This window comes from Sphingobacterium sp. Ag1, assembly GCF_000988325.1.
Lineage (GTDB): Bacteria > Bacteroidota > Bacteroidia > Sphingobacteriales > Sphingobacteriaceae > Sphingobacterium.
The window spans coordinates 1-16,141 of record NZ_LBGU01000017.1; the positions used below are offsets into that span (position 1 = coordinate 1).

The following is a 16,141-nucleotide window of genomic DNA, read 5'->3' on the forward strand; positions in this document are numbered from 1 at the left end:
TAGATATGTCATTTAGATATGGACATAGGGATTATTTCGGACCTTACAGGCTCCGGATACTCTTATCCCTGATCTCAGATCTAAAAAAATATTTAGGTGCCTATATCGGCGGTGTCTACCTCTTCCCATTCCGAACAGAGCAGTCAAGCCCGCCAGAGCCGATGGTATTGCCGTAACAGGTGGGAGAGTAGGTCGGTGCCTTTTTTTACACGGAAGCCCTTGCTGGAAACAGTCAAGGGCTTCTTTCGTTTAGGTAACTCCCGTACTTCCCCGTATAATGCTATTGCATATCTTCCGTACCCCCGACCGGCGCTGTCCTAGAGCCTCTACTGTCCCTATTCAAGCTCATCCCGCCACTGCTCCTTTTCGAAAAGGCTTTGGCTCGCTGGTTACAGTTGGATAGTGTGACACATTGAAAGATTAAGGTTTGCCACTCTGATGAGATTTGGTGTGCTATAGCGTATTGTACGGCAGGAAATGTGACTACGGTCACTTTTGATGTCAGATCTACTGGCGAAAAGTATATTTTAGGGTCTCAATTTTCCCTAAGTCATTTAGAACCAGTAGCCGAAATTAGTAACTAAACCTTGTAATCCGGTAATACAAAAGTGACGTACATCATTTTTGTACGCATTGCCCATCATTAGATTGTCATAAATTGCTGCTTACTTTTGAACCAGAATCAACAATTTAAGTAATGCAGTTAGAGCAATTTAGTTACGACAACAAGATTGTCAGGAATTTCGGAATCGCTACCATTATTTGGGGAATAGTTGGTATGACCATAGGATTGCTTGTGGCGACGCAGCTTGTTTGGCCCCAGATGAACTTTGGATTGCAATTTACAACATTTGGCCGTGTACGTCCTGTGCATACCAATGCGGTGATTTTTGCTTTCGTGGGTAATGGTATTTTTATGGGAGTATACTACTCCTTACAGCGGGTGCTTAAAGCAAGAATGTTTAGTGATGCTTTGAGCAAGCTCCATTTTTGGGGTTGGCAATTAATTATTGTTGCCTCGGCTATTACACTACCACTCGGCCTTACTTCAAGCCATGAGTATGCCGAAATGGAATGGCCTATTGATATCGCAATTACCCTCATTTGGGTGGTATTCGGAATCAATATGTTCGGTACTATTATCAAACGACGCGAACGTCACATGTATGTCGCAGTTTGGTTCTATATTGCCACATTTGTCACAGTAGCCGTATTGCATATTGTTAACTCCATCCAATTGCCAGTAGCTGGCTGGAAAAGCTATTACGTCTACAAGGGTGTGCAGGATGCACTGGTACAATGGTGGTATGGTCACAACGCAGTTGCGTTTTTCTTGACAACGCCTTATTTGGGAATGATGTATTATTTCCTTCCTAAGATGGCCAACCGTCCTGTTTACTCGTACAAGTTAAGTATTCTTCACTTTTGGTCTTTAATCTTTATTTATATCTGGGCAGGTCCTCACCATTTGCTCTATACGGCGCTACCGGGTTGGGTACAGTCTTTAGGGGTTGTATTCTCCATTATGTTGATTGCTCCAAGCTGGGGTGGTATGATCAATGGCTTATTGACCTTACGTGGTGCTTGGGATAAGGTACGGACAGAACCGATGTTAAAATTCATGGTCGTGGCCCTTACTTGTTATGGTATGGCGACTTTCGAAGGCCCTATGTTATCCTTGAAACAGGTGAATGCAATTGCCCACTTTACCGACTGGATCGTAGCGCACGTACACGTAGGTGCTTTGGGATGGAATGGGTTTATGACATTCGGTATTCTATACTGGTTGATACCACGTATATATAAGACAGAGTTGTATTCTAAAAAGTTGGCATCAACGCACTTTTGGATAGGTACCTTGGGTATTTTGTTCTATGCGATCCCGATGTATTGGGCAGCTGTAGTACAAGGCTTGATGTGGAAAGAATTTACACCAGAAGGGGTCTTGAAATATCCAAACTTCCTGGCGACAACATTGGAAATTCTGCCGATGCACATGATGCGCGCACTAGGTGGTGCACTTTATCTGTCGGGGGTCTTCCTAATGACCTTTAACTTGATCAAAACCATGAAACAAGGGAAGCTCTTGGCTAATGAGCCAGCAGAAGCTCCTGCATTATTGCCAGTTCAGGTAAATGAACAGTCTCAACACCGTCGTCTTGAACGTAAGCCAATTTTATTTATGGTACTCGCGCTTATCGCCATCCTCATCGGGGGTATGGTGGAGATGGTGCCGACTTTTACAATTTCTAAAAATGTTCCAACAATTGCAAGTGTAAAACCTTATACAGCATTGGAACTGCAGGGACGGGATCTCTACGTTAGAGAAGGTTGTGTGAACTGTCATACGCAAACTATTCGTCCTTTTAGATCCGAAACCGCCCGTTATGGGGAGTATAGCAAGGCGGGAGAATTTGTTTACGATACACCGTTTTTATGGGGTTCGAAACGGACAGGACCTGATCTGCATCGCATCGGTGGTAAATATCCAAACAAATGGCACTTTGATCACCTGTTGGATCCAACGATTACCTCGCCTGGAAGTATTATGCCAACATATCCGTGGTTAATCGATCAGAAACTGGATAATGCTATTCTGCAAGATAAAATGAAGGCGTTACGGAAATTGGGAATCCCCTATACCGATGCGGAAATTGAACATGCTGAACAGGATCTCACCAAACAGGCACAGAAAATTGCTGATGATCTAAAACAAAATCAAGTGAATGTGTTAGCTGACCGTGAGATTGTAGCTGTAATTGCCTACTTACAACGATTAGGAACAGATATAAAAGCAGCTCCAAAAGTAGCTGATAATGTTAACGCAAATCAATAAAGCCATGTTTAAGCAAATAACAAATCTAAACGGCAGTGAGCTTTATCTAATTGCATCACTTTGGATCTTCTTGGTATTCTTCATTTCAGTAGCAATCATGTTGTTTCGAATGAAAAAAGATTATGTTACTTATATGAAGGAATTGCCTTTGGAAGAAGATGAAACAGAAAAGGAACTGAATCATTCACCTGAAAGTCTATAATATATGAGTTTATTATTGGATACTGCACCAGCTACCGCAGAAGTTGTTCAATCTACGATAGGATTCGGTACAGATAATTTATACACAGATATCTTAATTGTTGTATTGATCGTTGTGATGCTGGCTCTACTTGCTTCGGCATTGATGGTCAATCGCGCGATGAAATCCATCATTAAGATTACCATGCCTGAATTGGCCCAGGAGGAAAAACTCAAAAAGGTGTCGAATAAGGGCTGGATGAAAAGGTCGTGGAACAAGATCATGGGGATCAGACCGATTTCAGAAGAAAAGGATATTGTCATAGACCATGAGTACGATGGTATCCGCGAATTGGATAATCCGATTCCGATCTGGTTTAATTTCCTTTTTTATGGAACGATTTTTTTCGGCCTTGTTTACTTATTTGTTTATCAGGTGTCGGGTATCGGAATGAACCAGGACCAGGAGTATGAACATGAGATGGTCGTTGCCGAGAAAGAGCGTCAGGCTTATCTTACTGCTTCTGCGAGTAATGTAGACGAAAGTAGCGTGGAGTTTCAGCCAGAAATGGCTGCTGATGGAAAAGCGATCTTTACTGCAAACTGTGTCGCTTGTCACGGAGGTAGTGGCGAGGGAGGCATCGGACCCAACTTGACCGATAAGTTTTGGCTACATGGTGGTGAGATTAAAGACATCTTCAAAACCATTAAGTATGGTGTTCCTGATAAAGGAATGGTGCCATGGGAACAAACGTTAAGTCCCGCTCAAATCGCACAGGTTGCCAGTTATATTGTCACCTTAAGGGATACAAACCCTGCTAATCCAAAAGCTCCACAAGGTGATGAGGTAACCTATGGCGGTGGTCAGGTGGCAAACGGAGAGAAAGCAGCGGATGATGCCAAAACAGGTCCAGCTGAAGCAGATAAAAAAGCAGAGTAGTAAATTGAAATAGCAATGAGTACAGCAGTCGTGAATAATGCCAATAACGGTGGATCTAAGTCAAAAAAAAGACAATGGATTTATGCCAAAAAACCGCAGGGAGAGCTTTACAAAAAAAGACAGTGGGTTGGGTATTCACTACTGCTGTTCTTGTTTATCGTTCCTTTTATCAAAATAAACGGTGAACCGTTTCTCATGTTCAACATTATTGAGCGAAAGTTTTCCATCTTGGGAAATCTTTTCTATCCACAAGATCTCTACATATTCGTATTCGGTATGTTAATCGTGATGGTATGTGTGGTTTTGTTTACTGTTGTCTTTGGACGAGTATGGTGTGGATGGACATGCCCTCAGACCATTTTTTTGGAATTAATATTTAGACGAATTGAATATTGGATCGAAGGTGACTGGCAGCAACAAAAGAAATTGGATGCGGGACCAAATACGGATCAAAAACAATTGAAAAAAATTTTGAAACATGGTATATTCTTGATCATATCATTTTTCATTTCAAATATCTTTTTGTCTTACATCATCGGTGCTGATGCGCTGATGAAGATTATCACTGATCCCTTGGACCAACATATCGGTGGACTGATATCGATAATCATATTTACATTGGTTTTTTATGCTGTGTTTGCGTACGTCAGGGAGATTGTATGTATTGCAATTTGCCCTTACGGCAGATTGCAGGGTGTACTCCTGGATGACCAAAGTATAACTGTCGCCTATGATCATAGACGTGGAGAGCCAAGAGGAAAACAGCAAAAGGATGCAGTGACGACGCAAGGGGATTGTGTGGACTGTAAGCTCTGTGTACATGTATGCCCCACAGGAATTGATATTCGAAATGGCCTTCAATTGGAATGTGTAAGCTGTACAGCCTGTATAGATGCCTGTGATGCTGTCATGGACAAAATCGGAAAGCCTAAAAAGTTGATAGGCTTTTATCCAATGGGTGAGATTGAAGGAACACTGAAGAAAAAAAGCAATACGAGAGCAATAGCTTATTCGATCGTGTTGGTTGCACTAATGTCGGTCTTTGGTTTTCTGTTGTTCAACCGTTCTCAGGTGGACGGTAGATTGCTCCGCGCAAAGGGAAGTACCTACCAGCTTCGTGATGATAAGACAATAAGCAACCTGTATTCTTTGGAATTGATCAATAAGTCGGGTAAAGAAATGCCTTTTAAATTGGTCTGTGATGACCCACGCTTAAAGATTCAGGTGGTTAACCCCATTCAAAAATTGAGTAAAGAAGGGCATGCAACACTAAGTTTTTTTCTAATTATCGCAAATAAGGATGTTGAGACTTATAAAAGTAATGTAAAATTAGCTATCTATTCGGGCGATAAGAAAGTGGAAAGTTTAAAAACCACTTTTATAGCGCCTCCGGGTATGAATTAAAATGAAAAACAATGAATTGGGGTACAAAGATTTTTTTAACCTTGGCGGTATTTATGTTGTGTATAGTCGGAGCGGGAATATACATGGTGAGTCACGATTCAGATAGTCTGGAAGAAGACGATTATTACGAGCAGGGACTAAATTATGATCAAGCTTACGACAAAAAGCAAAATGTCTTAATGATGAAAGAATCACCGACAATTGAAATCAGGCAAGATACCTTGTATATTCATTTTGTCTCCAAAGAAAATAAAGGGAAATTGCTGTTTCGAAAACCTTCGGACAATCGATTGGATAAAGAATTACCATTTCAGACAACAGGCAATTTATATACACTGCCCATTTCCACGTTCGATAAAGGCATGTGGAATTTGTATATCGACTGGAAGAGTGTAGGTAAAGATTTTTTGTTTGAAGAGCATATTTTATTTTAAGGAAATGAGTTATACCTACTTTGCATTTTTCATGGGATTGTTTGGAAGCATACATTGTGCGGTCATGTGTGGTCCATTAATTTTCGCCATTGAAGGAAGGCAAGGTTTTGGTTGGAACATTTTCTTAAATAAAATACTGTATCAATCCGGTAGGGTACTGACTTATGGTTGTTTGGGACTTTTACTGGGTACGATCGGAACATTTGCGCAGATCCAGGGCTGGCAGCGTAGTCTAAGCTGGGCTACAGGTATCATCCTGATTGGAATTGCTTTATTTCAGCTTATTGGTAAACATAATCGAAAAATTGCCAGCTGGCAGACGAAGGCTGTTCAGCCAATTGTACGGTTATTGTCGAAATGGCTCTATAAACCGGGCGGTAGCTTTGTTGCCGGTGTACTGAATGGATTGTTGCCCTGTGGTATGGTCTACATGGCGCTTATGTCGTCCATAAATGCGGATAGCCCACAGCAGAGTTTCTTTTTTATGTTGTTTTTTGGCTTAGGCACTATCCCGCTCTTGTTTGTGTTTTCTTTTTTGGGAAATTTCTCCCGATCTTTCAAAATTGGATTTTCGAAATGGATTCCTTTTCTCTATTTCTTATTGGGGATATGGTTTATACTCCGGGGTGCCAATTTAGATATTCCCTATTTAAGTCCGTTCATTCATGTCGATGGTGCAATAAACTGTGTTTAACGACAAACAATATGTCGATGCTAAGTATTATATTTGGTAAAACCCTTAGCACACAATATGGAGGTACTTCATCATATTTTACAGATTGCATTAACCTATTATTGGATTCCCTTACTCATCCTTTATATTGGTGTAATCGGGACGATTTTGATCGAAAACCGTAATCCTTCCAAGACCATTGCCTGGATTATGGTCATTGTTTTCTTACCTGGCGTTGGTTTGCTCAGTTACTATTTCTTTGGTCAGAAGTTTAAGAAGGTCAAAAGGATGAAACGTGTGTATCGCGAGCAGTCCAAAAAGTTAATGGATGCCTGGCGTAAGGAATCCGAAATTATGGAGGAACATATCGATACGTTAAATGAGCGGATCGGTAGTTTGGCCATGGTATACCGCTACCTTAAAAATCAAAAGATCTCTACTTTTTCCCTCAACAACGATGTCACCCTGTTTATCAATGGGGAAGAAAAGTTTCCAGTACTTATAGACCGTCTTAAGGCTGCGCAGCATTCCATTCACATGGAATACTATATCTGGGAAATGGATGATGTAGGGCAGGAAATCTTACATATTCTAGAAGAAAAAGCAAAAGCTGGCGTAACTGTTCGCCTGATATTGGATAGTTTTGGTGCTCCGGATGTGATTAAATATTTACGGCGGCATAAACCCGATTTTGTGTTTCAAGCTTTCCTTCCGGTGACCTTTAGTTCCTTGGCGAATAGCAACTACCGAAATCACCGTAAGATAGCCGTGATCGATGGGAAAATCGGTTTTGTCGGCGGAATCAATATTTCAGATCGATATATCAATAACGGAAAAAATGAGATTTACTGGCGGGATACGGCGATGATGGTTGTCGGCGCAGCAGTAAATACCTTGCAAATCCAGTTTTGGAACAGCTGGAACCAGACAGATGCAGAACCGTTTGAATTGGGCCGCGGTTATTTAAACCGATTTCCACTTACCGATGAAGATGAGAGTGGAGTAGGATTTACAGCCAGTGATCCTGGGTCGCCAGCACCTTTCAATATGGAAGCAATTATTGCCGGTATCAACGAAGCAAAAGAATATATACAGTTGTGTACACCTTATTTTATTCCCAGCGATCAATTGACGACTGCTTTAATGCTCGCGGTATCTTCCGGTGTCCGGGTGGACTTGATGTTGCCGGCCCAGTCTGATTCGTTTTTTGTACAGCATGCCTCCTTCTCATTTATAAAACCACTACTGGAAAGAGGAGTTAATGTATACCTCTATACAAAGGGATTTCTGCATGCCAAAACCATCTGCATTGATGGGAAGCTGGCCTATATCGGTACGACAAACTTGGATATCAGAAGTTTTTACATCAACTTTGAAATCTCGGGAATTGTATCGGATAAAGCGCTTTGCGACCGCCTTAATGCGCAATTTTTGGCTGATATCGAAGTTTCAGACCTGATTACAATTCGAAAGTGGATGCAGCGAAGCCGCTGGAAAAGAGGAGTAGATTCTATCTGTAGGCTTTTGGCTCCATTGCTCTAATTACTTTTAGCGCGTCGGAAATCGTCCCATGAATAGGTATAATAAATGTTAAAAATACCCCAATGCGGTTGGTCTTTGCTCAAAATTGAATATATTTAGCTATTCATTTTTTATTCTAAGACTTTCAATGAAGCACATAAAACTATTGACTTTATCGATAGGACTGTTAGGAATAGGGACCACTTATGCCCAGACTACACCTACATTGCCTATTAATACAATCGTAGAACGAGTTCAGAAATATTTTCAGGTTTACCCAGTTGAAAAGGTACATTTACATTTCGACAAGCCTTATTATGCGGTAGGGGATACTCTTTGGTTTTCAACCTATTTATCCCGCAATTTGGCCGAATATGAGCCGAGTAAAATAGCTTATGTGGAAGTGCTGAACAGTCGCGATTCCCTGATTCAGACACTAAAAATTCCATTGGATAAAGAGGTAGGAAATGGGCAGATTGTACTTGATCCTCAATTTATGTCTCAGGACAATTATCGCTTTAGGGCCTACACAAAATGGATGGCCAACTTTGATAATGCTTACTTTTTTAACAAAGTGGTGCCCATCGGGGATGTAATCAATAAGAAATTGATTACGAACATTGAATTTCAAAATAACATTGGTGGTAATAAAACCCAAGCTGTCATACAGTTCCGCGATCGTACGGGAAAACCGATGATCAATTCAAAAATCAATTGGGAGTTTGTGTCGGGATGGGAAACCTTCGACAAGGGCAAAGCTGAGACCGATGGGCTGGGGAAAGTAACCATAAACCTGTCTGCAAAAGAAAAGGCAAATCTGGAGAAAGGACAACTGAAGATTAGCATTCAGGAAAATAAAAATGAAAAACCTTTGTCCAGTTCCTTCTTGCTCAAAAATGCCTTGTGGGATGCAGATGTACAATTCTTTCCTGAAGGGGGTGATATTATCGCTGGATTGGCCAAAAAAGTTGCATTTAAAGCCGTTGGATCCGATGGTAAGGGGCTTAAGGTAAAAGGTAGTATTTTGGATTCAAAGGGCAAGTCGGTAGCAGAGTTTGCAGACTTTGGAACTGGAATGGGCTATTTTTCTCTTCTGCCGCTCGCAGGAGAAAATTATCAAGCTGTTGTGAAGTTTGAGAATGGACAGGAGCGCAAATACAAATTGCCGGCTGTTGTCAGTGACAAGGCAAATGTTGTTTTTGTAAAACAGGATGCCACGAATGCAGAGTTTGCCGTGGTCACTAGCGAGGAGAATTTTTCAAAGAACCAGGGGCAATCTTATTATGTTTTGGTTCAGTCGAATGGCCATCTCTGTTTTGGCGCACAGGTGAATTTAAAATCTTCGTCAGCATTGGTCAATATTCCGAAAGAGCGTTTGCCAAATGGTATTGTTCAGGTAACCTTATTGAGTCCGGACGGAAAACCTATCAGCGAACGCTTGGCATTTGTTCAAAGTGAAAAGCTTTTAAATATTCAAGTTACCAGCGATAAGCAAAGCTATAAGGCTAAAGACTTGGTCAATCTTAAACTTGCTGTGGACAACAATGGGCAGAAGTTCCCGGGAAGCTATTCAGTCGCTGTAATAGACGAATCCAAAGTTCCTTACAATGATCAGGCAGATCTCTCTATTGTGAGCAACTTTCTGTTGACTTCGGACCTGAAAGGAAATGTCGAAAACCCAAATTCATATTTCGATGAAAAGAATCCCAATCGGGATAAAGCGCTGGATGCACTATTAATGACACAGGGATACCGTCGATTTGACTACCCGACACTTATATCGGAGAAGTTGCCACAGATCAGTTTTCTTCCCGAGCAAGGAATTGAATTGTCCGGTATACTTCGGATGAATACTGGACGCCCTTATCCAAATGGAGGCTTACTTTTATCGGTTCCTTCGCGTAATATTAAGAAAGACGTTTATACGGATCAGAATGGACGATTCACCTTTAAGGATCTTGTGTTCCCGGACTCGTCTAAAGTAACGGTTAATGCCCGCTCTAACGACAATTACCGGAGCCTGGTTATTAATATGGATCAGAGCTTTTACCCGGAGATCGATAAGAATAATGGCTATAAGAGTTATTTTGTCCCGAATATAGACCAGGCTTTTGCTCCTTATTTGGCAAATAGCCGAAAAGAGTATCGAAAATCGATCCTTCTGGATGAGGTCGAGGTGACAGGCGTAGTGAAGAAAGCAATCACCAATAAAGATTTTCCATCTATTTCGGGCTTATCCATGCCGGAACACCGTATTGAGCCCGAGCGTTTGACCGGTTGTAACGTGTTGACCATGTGTCTTCAAACGGTATTGACTGGCATTACCTATGATCCGCAGACATTGAAATATTATGTTTCCCGCGATTATAATGCTGGGGGACGTACGCCTGTTCAGTTCTTTCTGAACGGTATGGCTATCGATGAGCCTGGATTGAACAGCATCAATGTCGCTGATATCGAAGGAATCGAAATCTTCTTACGTGATGAATTGGGAACAGTCTCCAGAATGTATCAAAATAATGGTGTTGTGTCCATTTATACGAAAAAAGTGGAAGCGAAGAAACCGCGAATGTCATTGAGTGAAATTGAGAGCATGTTGCCAAAATCAAATGTGATCGATATGTATCCTCTAGGTTATATTAAAGAACGCAAATTCTATGTTCCAAAATACGATACGCCGGAAAGAAAGGCTGTAAACGATTTGAGAACGACCATTTACTGGAATCCGAAAGTCTCAATCACAGAGACGGGGGAAGCTGCCATTCAATTTTATAATGCCGATGGAAACGGAAATTACAAGGTCATCGTCGAGGGAATGGATCAAACAGGTAACATTGGCCGGAAGGTCATAAACTATGGTGTTCAGCCTTAAACCTTACCTATAGGAGTTCATGAAAAAAGAACGCTGTTTCCTTTGACTGAAAACAGCGTTCTTTTTTTGTTAAAAAAAACACCTCCTTGATGGGCAAGGAGGTGCTAACTAACCAATTATAAACCTAAATTATGAAAAGTATTTTGTCGCTATTAAAAGCGTTAATCTTCTTATTTATAAAGTATATTTCAAATCCTATGCCAAATAGCGTTTATGGTCCTTTTGGCAGATTTTAGTTAACTTTTTGGATCATTTACTTATTCAAGCCGAAATAACAGGGTCTACACCGTGGTTCATAAGCTTCTTTTTCACCCAAAAGCACGGTTTCCGTATCCTTGGTCAGGCGGTAGGAATAATTCGCTGGAGCGCCACATTGCATGCAAACCGCATGCACCTTCGTGACGTGTTCGGCTACTGCCATTAAATTGGGAATTGGACCAAATGGTTGCCCTTGAAAATCCATATCGAGACCGGCAACGATCACCCGGATACCACTATTTGCCAATTTGACACATACTTCTGTCAAACCGTCATCAAAAAATTGTGCTTCATCGATTCCGACAACTTGGGTCGATGAACTTAAGAGTAGGATCGCTGAAGAATGATCAACGGGAGTTGATGGGATGCTATTGCTATCGTGAGAAACGACCAACTTTTCATCATATCGCTTGTCAACCGCTGGTTTAAAGATTTCGACATTCAAACGTGCATATTGTGCTCGTTTTAGCCTGCGAATCAATTCTTCAGTCTTGCCCGAGAACATCGATCCACAGACAATTTCAATGCTACCATATTGTGCGGGGCGCAAAGCCAAATTATGTTCGGAAAAAAGCATTTGATTAATTTAATTTTGTCGGAAGGTCCGCAAATAAGGTGATTTTTGTAAAATGACCTCCCATTATATTCTGTTTTTGACACCGCTAATATCAGAATTAAATATTAAATTTGGGTAGCAAAAATTGGACGTAAATCCAAATATTTCTAAATCAAAGGATTGGGTTTTCCACTTTTTGATCGGTTGCAGGTGTAAGTGTTATAAATAATTAATTGGTGATTTCAAATAGAATTATGGGTACTAAAGAGGAAATTTTTAATACGATAGGCGATTTATTACAGGATTTAAATGGGCAGTATCTGACCTTGTCGGAACAGGGCAGCTTGTCCGAAATTAACGAATTAGTAACACTGGAAGCGAAGGCACAGGCTGTGGCTGCCTACATAACTTTACTTAAGACCAAGGCCGTTCTTCAGGGAACTCAATCGCAGCATACGTTAAGTACTGCTGCCTTAGACAGTAAGAAGATTGCTTTCAACGACTATTTTACACCGCCTTCCACCCTTAGATCTTCAGCGCAGCAAGTTGTTGCTGAACCGACTGAAAGCGAGATTCAAGAAGCTCAACCAGTTGAAGATTTCAACCGTGGAAATGAAGAAGCCATTGTAGCAAATGAAGAAACCAGTGTGGAGGAAAACGAAGTCCCACTTGTTTCTGAACGTGAACCTGTAAAATTGGAAGAGCCAGAAACCTCATTTGTTTCTGAAAGTGAACCGATACAATCGGGAGAGCCTAGCCCTGCAATTGCTGAACCTGTCGCGCCACCGGTTTTTGAAGCTGCTCCAGTGGAGGAATTAGCTTATCAGGCAGAAAAGGAAGTGACAGCGCAAGTTGAAGAACCTACTGTCTTCGTTACAGAAGTCATCGAAGAACCAAAAGAAGTCGTAATTGAGCAGCCGCAAGAAGTGTTTATTCAGGAAGAAATCAATACGGTCATTGAAGAAGCTCCCGCGAGACCATTGACCTTGAATGAAATTATCTCTCAACAGAAGCAAGCTGGCGTGCAGAACCGTGTTTATCAGGTAAATCAATCTGGACATAGCGATAAACTCACAGATATTAAAGCAGGAATAAGCTTAAATGATAAGCTCTTATTTATTAAGGATTTGTTTAATGGGTATAGTTTAGCGTATAGTGAGGCTGTCGAATTATTGAATAGGTTTACAAGCTATGCGGAAGCGGATGCATTTTTGCAGACAAATTATGCGATTAAAAATAAATGGGCAGATAAACCGCATACCGTTGAAAAATTATACAACGTCCTGCGCAGAAGATACAACTAAAATTCTAAAGTATAAAAAAACAGCTCCCGTTCTACTGGAGCTGTTTTTTTATACCTATATTTTTGTTTTTTTAGCTTAGTTGAAATTGTAGCCAATCGCTTCCTTCATGACCATACACAAAATACTTTGGCTGAAGAATTTCGGCTAAGGATTCAAGTTCGCTCAAATAATTGTATCCGGGAATCTGTGCAAATTGTTCATTGGTCATGATGAAGATCTGGTCGAGCTCGATAGCTTTGGATGATGCGATAGCTGCCGAATTCAACAATTGCGGGATTTGGATAAATGTCTGTTCCCCCTGGCCGATGACAATGATTTTATCGGCTTCATTTTCTGTTGTAACTGGAATACCACCGGCTATTTTTATGGCTTCCTGCAGATAGGCAGAACGGTTTATTTCAAGTGGCTGTATTTGGTCCAGTACCAATACCTTTGGCCTGTCAGTGGCCGAAATAAACTTAAGCTTATGGATGAGAATACTTGTTTCGTCTTCAATTTTTTCAACCAGTTCAACTGTTTTATCAATGGCATCGAGATCAGTCCCGATACGTTTGATATAGGAGATCATATCGTCGATGTCGACAAGTTGAGGGCGATCTGAAATTAATGTGTCGTAGGTTTCAGCTGGAATAGCTGCCGGATTTAGGTCCAACTGGTCCAAAATATGGGCGACTAGTTTTTCTTGATTGCTTTGCATGTTGCAAAAATACAAAACCTTCCTGACTTCGCAGACACCAAGAGCAATGAAAGCGAACTGAAGGTTCTTTCTGACCAATAAGATCAGACACTTTCAGAAAAAAAAGGGAAGCATTGGCGAAAGTAAATTAGCAATAGTAGGTATGCGCAGATTTTTGTAAATTGGCCTGAAATAAATGATATAAATATGTTTGACAAATTATTTCAAGCCCAGCAAAAGGCGGAGGAAATCAAGAAAAGATTGGATTCAATTTCTGTGTCTGGTGAAGTGGAAGGTGGTTTAATCCGTGTAGTAGCGACAGCAAACAAAGAGATAAAAGAGGTTACCATCGATCCTGTATTTTTATCAAACGCAGATAAGGAAGAATTGGAGGAGTTGCTTGTAGTTGCTCTGAATAAGGCAATTGCGCAAGCTGAGAATATCAGCCAGGCTGAAATGCAGGCAGCAAGTAAAGATATGTTGGGTGGACTAGGCGGACTAGGCGGATTATTTAATCAATAGCGATATTATCATGAAAGCAACTTATTACGGACAGTCTTGTGTAGAGTTTGATTTTGACGGAACGAAGGTTCTTTTAGATCCATTTGTTACTTATAATCCACTTGCAAAAGAAATCGATGTAAATACAATTAAACCGGATTATATCTTTTTAAGTCATGGACATCAAGACCATGTGGCCGATATGGCGACGATTCAAAAAAACAGCGATGCCACTGTTTTAGCGATTGTTGAAACCGCAGGCTGGGTGAGAAGACAGGGGGTACCTGACGATAAGGTGATCGAATTCAACTTGGGCGGAACAGTTCAACTGCCTTTTGGTTCGGTCAAGATGGTGTATGCTGCACATACCAATAGCACACCTGACGGTCAATACGGCGGGTTTCCTGTGGGATTTGTCTTCCATGTAAAAGGCAAAAAAATTTATTTTGCCGGCGATACCGCACTGACTATGGAAATGAAATTGCTGGCAGACATGAACCTGGATTGGGCATTTTTACCTATAGGTGGGCACTATACAATGGATGTGGATGATGCAATTAAAGCGGCTGAGTTTGTGAATTGTGCTCGGGTAGTTGGTATCCATTACGATTCATTTCCGCCAATAACGATCGATAAACAACAAGCTTTGGATAAATTCCAAAATGAGGATATTTCATTGTCATTGCCGAAAATCGGTGCGACATTTGAACTATAAACACTAAACAAAGCCGAGCTTGCTCGGCTTTGTTTAGTGTTTTCCTGATTATATGCAGATCTCTGTTGTGTTCATTAAGACATGACAATCTTTATGAGATGACAATCTTTTTAAGATCTTCTAGGCTGAAAAGAGGGATATCGATGATTTTATTCTTCAGGATTTGTTCTTTGTTTTCTTCAAAATAGAACAGCTTCCATTCCCCATTTTTATATTCTAAACTACTGAGGTTTTCAATCCAATCCCCGGAGTTCATATAGGTGCAGGTTCCTTTTCGGGTAATAACTTCTTTGATTTGAGGCTGATGGATGTGCCCACAGATGACGAAATCGTAATTTTTTTCAATCGCTAGTTCAGTAGCCGTATGTTCAAAATCCGATATATACTTGACGGCCTTTTTAACGGAGTTTTTGATCTTTTTAGAAAGAGAATATTTCTCCTTACCCATCTTATCTAGGCAATAATTAATGATATTATTGAGCTGGATAAGTTTGTCGTAGCCCCATCCACCGAGTTTGGCCAACCATTTAGAATGATGAATGGATGCGTCGAAAACGTCTCCATGAAAGATCCACACTTTTTGATTATTGAGTGAAAGAAGGAGTTTATTGCTCAGCTTGATATTACCTAATTTTAGATCGGTAAACTTGCGCAACATTTCATCGTGGTTGCCCGTGATGTAATGTACTTCTGTCCCCGAAGAGCTCATGTCAATGATTTTTTTGATGACTTTGAGATGTTCTTGCGGAAAATAGCTTTTTTTAAATTGCCAAATGTCTACGATGTCTCCATTGAGTATCAGTATTTTGGGAGATACGGACTCTAGGTAAAGTAAAAGCTCTTTAGCTCTACTACCGTAAGTACCTAGGTGTAAATCTGAGATTACAAGTATATCAAGGCTTCTTTTCATTTGCAATAAATTTGTTTATTCATCTATGTCTACCAAGATGTCCTTTGTAGATTTTTTTTCTATACCTCTGTTGAGGACTATATTTGAACTTTGCCGGATTTGTCTGAAATGAATCGATCATAAACGACCTTTTTTACCGTTTTTGAAGTTATTCTAAGCCGCAATATTTCATTTAATCCATCTGTTAACTTCTATTACAAAAAAAAGATACTTTTATTTTGTACCGATGAAATTCCTGTTATTAAATCATTAAAATGTCTTGTAAAACGGTATGAGTTAGTTAATTGGAAATTAATATTAGTAGGAAATTTTCGGTACGGAGAATAATGGGAGGTCGGAGGAGTGGGGTAAGAGCAATAAA

Annotated in this window: 14 protein-coding genes and 1 rRNA gene; 12 read left to right on the forward strand and 3 right to left on the reverse strand. The window is 40.6% G+C overall.

Translation table 11 applies throughout. The features are described 5' to 3' along the window. The first annotated feature begins 92 nt into the window (after nt 1–92). The 9 genes from rrf to AAW12_RS01670 all read left to right on the forward strand — a co-directional run bounded on the left by rrf (nt 93) and on the right by AAW12_RS01670 (nt 10,860). Nucleotides 93–204: ribosomal RNA gene (gene rrf, locus AAW12_RS01630) — 5S ribosomal RNA — on the forward strand. A 493-nt stretch (nt 205–697) separates the two neighbouring features. After that, entirely contained in the window at nt 698–2,836 is a 2,139-nt protein-coding gene (ccoN, locus tag AAW12_RS01635) for a cytochrome-c oxidase, cbb3-type subunit I (RefSeq protein ID WP_046671886.1), read from the forward strand. A gap of 4 nt (nt 2,837–2,840) precedes the next feature. Further along, nucleotides 2,841–3,038, forward strand: a complete 198-nt coding sequence (locus AAW12_RS01640; protein WP_046671935.1) for a hypothetical protein — start codon at nt 2,841–2,843, stop codon at nt 3,036–3,038. Nucleotides 3,039–3,041: 3 nt separating this feature from the next. Next, the gene (locus tag AAW12_RS01645) at nt 3,042–3,956 is read left to right on the forward strand and encodes a cbb3-type cytochrome c oxidase N-terminal domain-containing protein (protein WP_046671887.1); all 915 of its coding nucleotides are present in this window, start codon (nt 3,042–3,044) and stop codon (nt 3,954–3,956) included. Nucleotides 3,957–3,971: 15 nt separating this feature from the next. Beyond that, nucleotides 3,972–5,360: a cytochrome c oxidase accessory protein CcoG gene (gene ccoG, locus AAW12_RS01650; protein ID WP_046671888.1), complete on the forward strand. Its 1,389-nt coding sequence runs from the start codon at nt 3,972–3,974 to the stop codon at nt 5,358–5,360. Between the two features lie 11 nt (nt 5,361–5,371). After that, the gene (locus tag AAW12_RS01655; RefSeq protein ID WP_046671889.1) at nt 5,372–5,794 is read left to right on the forward strand and encodes a FixH family protein; all 423 of its coding nucleotides are present in this window, start codon (nt 5,372–5,374) and stop codon (nt 5,792–5,794) included. Further along, nucleotides 5,772–6,488: a sulfite exporter TauE/SafE family protein gene (locus AAW12_RS01660; protein ID WP_231585182.1), complete on the forward strand. Its 717-nt coding sequence runs from the start codon at nt 5,772–5,774 to the stop codon at nt 6,486–6,488. Before AAW12_RS01655 ends, AAW12_RS01660 begins: the two co-directional genes overlap by 23 nt. Nucleotides 6,489–6,545: 57 nt before the next feature. Continuing rightward, nucleotides 6,546–8,009: a cardiolipin synthase gene (cls, locus tag AAW12_RS01665; RefSeq protein WP_046671891.1), complete on the forward strand. Its 1,464-nt coding sequence runs from the start codon at nt 6,546–6,548 to the stop codon at nt 8,007–8,009. Nucleotides 8,010–8,136: 127 nt separating this feature from the next. Beyond that, entirely contained in the window at nt 8,137–10,860 is a 2,724-nt protein-coding gene (locus AAW12_RS01670; protein ID WP_046671892.1) for a hypothetical protein, read from the forward strand. Nucleotides 10,861–11,113: 253 nt separating this feature from the next. Here AAW12_RS01670 and AAW12_RS01675 read toward each other — a convergent pair whose 3' ends face one another. Continuing rightward, nucleotides 11,114–11,695: a thymidine kinase gene (locus AAW12_RS01675; protein ID WP_046671893.1), complete on the reverse strand. Its 582-nt coding sequence runs from the start codon at nt 11,693–11,695 to the stop codon at nt 11,114–11,116. A 233-nt stretch (nt 11,696–11,928) separates the two neighbouring features. Between AAW12_RS01675 and AAW12_RS01680 the strand changes: the two genes are divergently transcribed. Next, a complete protein-coding gene (locus AAW12_RS01680) occupies nt 11,929–12,978 on the forward strand; it encodes a hypothetical protein (protein ID WP_046671894.1) in 1,050 nt (349 codons plus the stop codon). A gap of 70 nt (nt 12,979–13,048) precedes the next feature. Here the strand turns inward: AAW12_RS01680 and AAW12_RS01685 are convergent, their stop codons facing one another. Then, nucleotides 13,049–13,675 (reverse strand): hypothetical protein, encoded by a 627-nt coding sequence (locus AAW12_RS01685; protein WP_046671895.1) that lies wholly within the window; start codon nt 13,673–13,675, stop codon nt 13,049–13,051. 186 nt (nt 13,676–13,861) lie between these two features. On the opposite strand from AAW12_RS01685, the gene AAW12_RS01690 reads away from it, so the two are divergent. Beyond that, on the forward strand, nt 13,862–14,176 hold the full coding sequence (locus AAW12_RS01690) for a YbaB/EbfC family nucleoid-associated protein (protein ID WP_046671896.1): 315 nt from the start codon (nt 13,862–13,864) through the stop codon (nt 14,174–14,176). A gap of 10 nt (nt 14,177–14,186) precedes the next feature. After that, entirely contained in the window at nt 14,187–14,870 is a 684-nt protein-coding gene (locus tag AAW12_RS01695; RefSeq protein WP_046671897.1) for a metal-dependent hydrolase, read from the forward strand. A gap of 91 nt (nt 14,871–14,961) precedes the next feature. On the opposite strand, the gene AAW12_RS01700 is transcribed toward AAW12_RS01695, so the two are convergent. Then, nucleotides 14,962–15,780: a UDP-2,3-diacylglucosamine diphosphatase gene (locus tag AAW12_RS01700; protein ID WP_046671898.1), complete on the reverse strand. Its 819-nt coding sequence runs from the start codon at nt 15,778–15,780 to the stop codon at nt 14,962–14,964. Nucleotides 15,781–16,141 lie beyond the last annotated feature (361 nt).

Bases quoted from the DNA above. Each gene is read 5' to 3' on its own strand.
- ccoN (WP_046671886.1), top strand. From the start codon at position 698: ATGCAGTTAGAGCAATTTAGTTACGACAACAAGATTGTCAGGAATTTC.
- AAW12_RS01640 (WP_046671935.1), top strand. From the start codon at position 2,841: ATGTTTAAGCAAATAACAAATCTAAACGGCAGTGAGCTTTATCTAATT.
- AAW12_RS01645 (WP_046671887.1), top strand. From the start codon at position 3,042: ATGAGTTTATTATTGGATACTGCACCAGCTACCGCAGAAGTTGTTCAA.
- ccoG (WP_046671888.1), top strand. From the start codon at position 3,972: ATGAGTACAGCAGTCGTGAATAATGCCAATAACGGTGGATCTAAGTCA.
- AAW12_RS01655 (WP_046671889.1), top strand. From the start codon at position 5,372: ATGAATTGGGGTACAAAGATTTTTTTAACCTTGGCGGTATTTATGTTG.
- cls (WP_046671891.1), top strand. From the start codon at position 6,546: ATGGAGGTACTTCATCATATTTTACAGATTGCATTAACCTATTATTGG.
- AAW12_RS01670 (WP_046671892.1), top strand. From the start codon at position 8,137: ATGAAGCACATAAAACTATTGACTTTATCGATAGGACTGTTAGGAATA.
- AAW12_RS01675 (WP_046671893.1), bottom strand. From the start codon at position 11,695: ATGCTTTTTTCCGAACATAATTTGGCTTTGCGCCCCGCACAATATGGT.
- AAW12_RS01680 (WP_046671894.1), top strand. From the start codon at position 11,929: ATGGGTACTAAAGAGGAAATTTTTAATACGATAGGCGATTTATTACAG.
- AAW12_RS01685 (WP_046671895.1), bottom strand. From the start codon at position 13,675: ATGCAAAGCAATCAAGAAAAACTAGTCGCCCATATTTTGGACCAGTTG.
- AAW12_RS01690 (WP_046671896.1), top strand. From the start codon at position 13,862: ATGTTTGACAAATTATTTCAAGCCCAGCAAAAGGCGGAGGAAATCAAG.
- AAW12_RS01695 (WP_046671897.1), top strand. From the start codon at position 14,187: ATGAAAGCAACTTATTACGGACAGTCTTGTGTAGAGTTTGATTTTGAC.
- AAW12_RS01700 (WP_046671898.1), bottom strand. From the start codon at position 15,780: ATGAAAAGAAGCCTTGATATACTTGTAATCTCAGATTTACACCTAGGT.